The organism is Desulforhabdus sp. TSK, from assembly GCF_022836495.1.
Classification (GTDB): Bacteria; Desulfobacterota; Syntrophobacteria; order Syntrophobacterales; family Syntrophobacteraceae; genus Desulforhabdus.
On the sequence record NZ_BQXM01000060.1, the window covers coordinates 3,524 to 6,960 of the forward strand.

At 54.3% G+C, this 3,437-nt stretch carries 5 protein-coding genes; all 5 read left to right on the forward strand.

Annotated elements, in window-relative coordinates; translation table 11 throughout:
* The first annotated feature begins 420 nt into the window (after nucleotides 1-420).
* Nucleotides 421-570 carry a hypothetical protein gene (locus MWC30_RS21085; protein WP_244086177.1) on the forward strand — a complete coding sequence of 50 codons (150 nt, stop codon included), beginning with the start codon at nucleotides 421-423 and terminating at the stop codon, nucleotides 568-570.
* 194 nt (nucleotides 571-764) lie between these two features.
* Nucleotides 765-1,079, forward strand: a complete 315-nt coding sequence (locus MWC30_RS21090) for a DUF4258 domain-containing protein (protein ID WP_244086178.1) — start codon at nucleotides 765-767, stop codon at nucleotides 1,077-1,079.
* Nucleotides 1,079-1,342 (forward strand): YgiT-type zinc finger protein, encoded by a 264-nt coding sequence (locus tag MWC30_RS23190; RefSeq protein WP_368860918.1) that lies wholly within the window; start codon nucleotides 1,079-1,081, stop codon nucleotides 1,340-1,342. Before MWC30_RS21090 ends, MWC30_RS23190 begins: the two co-directional genes overlap by 1 nt.
* Before the next feature lie 660 nt (nucleotides 1,343-2,002).
* Nucleotides 2,003-2,461 carry a nucleotidyl transferase AbiEii/AbiGii toxin family protein gene (locus MWC30_RS21095; RefSeq protein ID WP_244086179.1) on the forward strand — a complete coding sequence of 153 codons (459 nt, stop codon included), beginning with the start codon at nucleotides 2,003-2,005 and terminating at the stop codon, nucleotides 2,459-2,461.
* A gap of 629 nt (nucleotides 2,462-3,090) precedes the next feature.
* Nucleotides 3,091-3,437, forward strand: a 347-nt coding sequence (locus MWC30_RS21100) for a CreA family protein (RefSeq protein ID WP_244086180.1), incomplete at its 3' end; no start/stop codon positions are given.

Below are 3,437 nucleotides of genomic sequence, written 5' to 3' on the forward strand. Positions count from 1 at the left end.
AGTGATGAAGGCGCATCACATCACGACCTTCGTCGAGAAGTCTGGGTGTTTTTTTCGTTGACGCACTTTTCTCCTACCGTGTAGAATTCTTGAAATTCAAGTGCTGAAAATCTTTTTATAAATCGACGCAGGTTTATCGTCCTCCGCACAATTTCTACTTCCATCAGCCACCCTTTTCATCTCATGACTCAAATCGAAAGGCATAATATTGAACTCGAGGCGAAATCGCCTGAAAAGGCAGTCAATATCACCATATCAGGGCGAAACGACCTGATACTCAATGGTTGATCAAGGGGCGCCCCTGCGGGCCGCGCCAACGGCCGGGGTCAAGGCCCCCGAGGTTCTCTTCGGCGCAGCGCGCCTCGATAGCCACGGGGTAAAAAGCGGGTTCGCCGGCCGTCATGGCAAAGGAGGAACGTGATGAATACACCCCCGGAAGTCGGCCCGGATGTTGTCAGCCGAATTTGGCCCGAGTTTAAGCGGTTCAGCCAGGTGAAGCAGAGGCTACAGCCCAAGAGCTACAGCGCATTCGAGAACGAGTTGAACCACGTGAAGGGAGTGAAATCATAACCTACAATCTAGAAAGCAAGGGACGCCCATGGAATTATGCGCTTCCTCTTTTTCTTTGATGGCTCCACTGCCTTTCATTATGGAGGGGCCCCGCCCAACCTGCCTTTGCACCAGACGCCGAAGAGCATGGCACTGGTGAACTTTTTCTTAGGCGTCTGGTAGTCTGAACAATCGGAGTGACGCAGAGAAACGCCATGAACATCGACAGCATATTTGAGGCGATCCACAATGGTAGAATCCGCATAAGCGATCATGCAGATGAGGAATCTGAGGCAGATGATCTCACGTTTGATGAGATCTATTTCTCGGTGCTCCACGGAGAGATCATCGAGATCTATCCAACGGACAAGCCGTATCCAAGTTGCCTGATTTTCGGGAAGACCTTTGGCGGCGATCCTGTTCACTCGGTATGGGCTTATAATGAAGAAAATCGGTGGGCGGTGCTGGTAACCGTGTATCGGCCCGATCCCACACGGTGGATCAACTGGCGGGAGAGGAAAAGATCATGATGCCATTTGAGAAGTGCCCAGTGTGCGGGGGCGAGATGGTGGCAAAGGAGGTAGAAAAGCTCTTGCGGGGCGGGCTCAATACGGCCACTGTCACGGCGAGTGCTGAAGTCTGCCTGCGGTGCGGAGAGCGACTCTACTCACAGGACACAGTTCGATGCTTCGAGCGTATCAGAGAGAAACTCAAGCGACATGAGGTGACAGGGTTTGAACTTATGGGACAGTCCTTCCGTGTAGCGAGTTGTGATCTCGAGAGTCTTGGATAGACCCAATACCAGATGCTGCGAAGACGAACGCCCCTTTGCCCAACCCGTCTACTCAAGCGGAAGTGGGACAGCAAGGGACGCCCATGAAATTATGCGTTTACTCATTTGCTTTGACGGCTTCACTGCCTTTCATTATGGAGGGGCCAGGCCCAATCTGCCATTGCACCAGGCGCCGAAGAGCATGGCGCTGGTGAACTTTTTGTTGGAACGACAACAATGGAATCGGCAGGGAGACAATCCAGGTACGAGGATACTCAGAAATTGGACGATGTGCGAGAGGTTCTGCGGAAGGGAGACCTGAAGACAGCTTCTCAACATGCGCGGGTCTATTTCATAACTCCCATAGCATTGTAGCCTCCGCAGGCGATGGAGCCTTTTCGGCGGGACATGTCTGCTGGAAATCCGCACATCACAAAGCAATGGGTTGCGCTGACCCAGGGTTGCAGGCGCCGGCGGACGATGCCCGAGGTGTAATCTCAGAGTCTTCGGCCGCGCCTTGATCAACATGAGGGGCAAAGGCCCCCGAGGTTCTCTTCGGCGCTGCGCGCCTCGATAGCCACGGGGGCGACAGGCGGAACCGCCGCGATGAGCCTTCCCTATCCCGGTGAACCCGCATCTTACGCCGGCCGTTGTGCTTTCCTAAAAGGGGTCTCAAAGATCATGAACCTCTATGATGAATTTTTCGCGATCGTTGCGATGCTCAACCAGTGCCGGATCAGGTATGCCGTCGTAGGTGGTATTGCTCTTGCTTTTCATGGGAGACCGAGGTTTACCAGGGATGTTGACTTTTTGGTCCATCAGAAAGATATGGATGTTTTAAAGATGGCCTTAGAGAGATTGGATTACGAAGAGACGGCCGAGCCATGGATGCTGCCTGATACGCCCCTCGTACTCCACCGGTTTTTGAAGGTTGAAGGCCAGGACGAGATCATGGTCGATATTTTCCTGACCAGTGACGATGAGCATTTGAGGATTATCGAAGATGCCGTTCCCGCTGAGTCAGAGGCGGGGCCGGTGCCGGTTGCCGCCAGGCGGGACATTATATGGATGAAACGGTCCCGAAACTCGGATCAGGATCGTGTCGACATATCGGAGTTAGAAGAAAATGACGAAGATTGAAAAAGCAGTCAGGATTGTCAGCGACCTTCACGACTTCTACAGGAAAATTCCCAAACTCCCAAGCCGGCATTCAGTGAAAGACGATGATCACACCCAAGCGCTCCAACGGACGGGGCGTGAGCGTGTGTCGCAGCCTTCCGAAAATCCTTCGGCGCGCTGCCGTTGAGCTCTATGTTGAACCATACCCTTTAAGGTTTGGATGGTTCGATTTGCCGGCTTGGTCCTGGTTGTAGGAGCGGCATTCTGCCGCGACGCGAGTCGGTCGCGGCAGGATGCCGCTCCTACAAGCGCGAAGCTTTAAATCCTTAATGAGTATAAACCGCCTCGGGCTCCCTCCAATACAGACCATGACGGTCGCAACTCCCGCATCTCCACTCTCCATCCATTCCTGGCTTGTTTTTGCCGTGTCGCTGTTCAATAATGCCGATGGCTGAAGTCGAGTTGGAGGGGGACCCGAGCCGACGGATTCTCGACACACGGCTATGGCTCCCGGTATCCGGTCATGACGGGCGCACGCTCGAGACTGCATGCCGGTCTGCAGAGTTGATAACGCGTGAAGCCTGGTACGTTACGTGTCTGCCGGGCGGCCGTGCTTTGATGAATGGATCAAAAGCAACAGGAGGTGAAACGTGAGGAGCATAGAGATACTGATTGGGGCGGTTTTTTGTGTGTTGATGGCCGGGACCCAACCGGCCCGGGCGGAGAATATCGGCTGCCTGGATACGACCTTCAAATTCTTCAGCCCCAACGATTCGGTCTGCGTCTCGGCATTCGAAGACCCGGCAGTACCCGGCGTCACCTGCCACATCAGCCAGGCCCGAAAAGGGGGTTGGGGCAGCGTGGTGGGACTCACCGAAGACCCCTCGCAATTCTCCATTGCCTGCCGGCAGACCGGCCCCATCACCCTGCCGGACAAACTGCCCGACCAGGAGAGTGTCTTCAGTGAGAGAACCAGCGCCTTTTTCAAGAATACCAA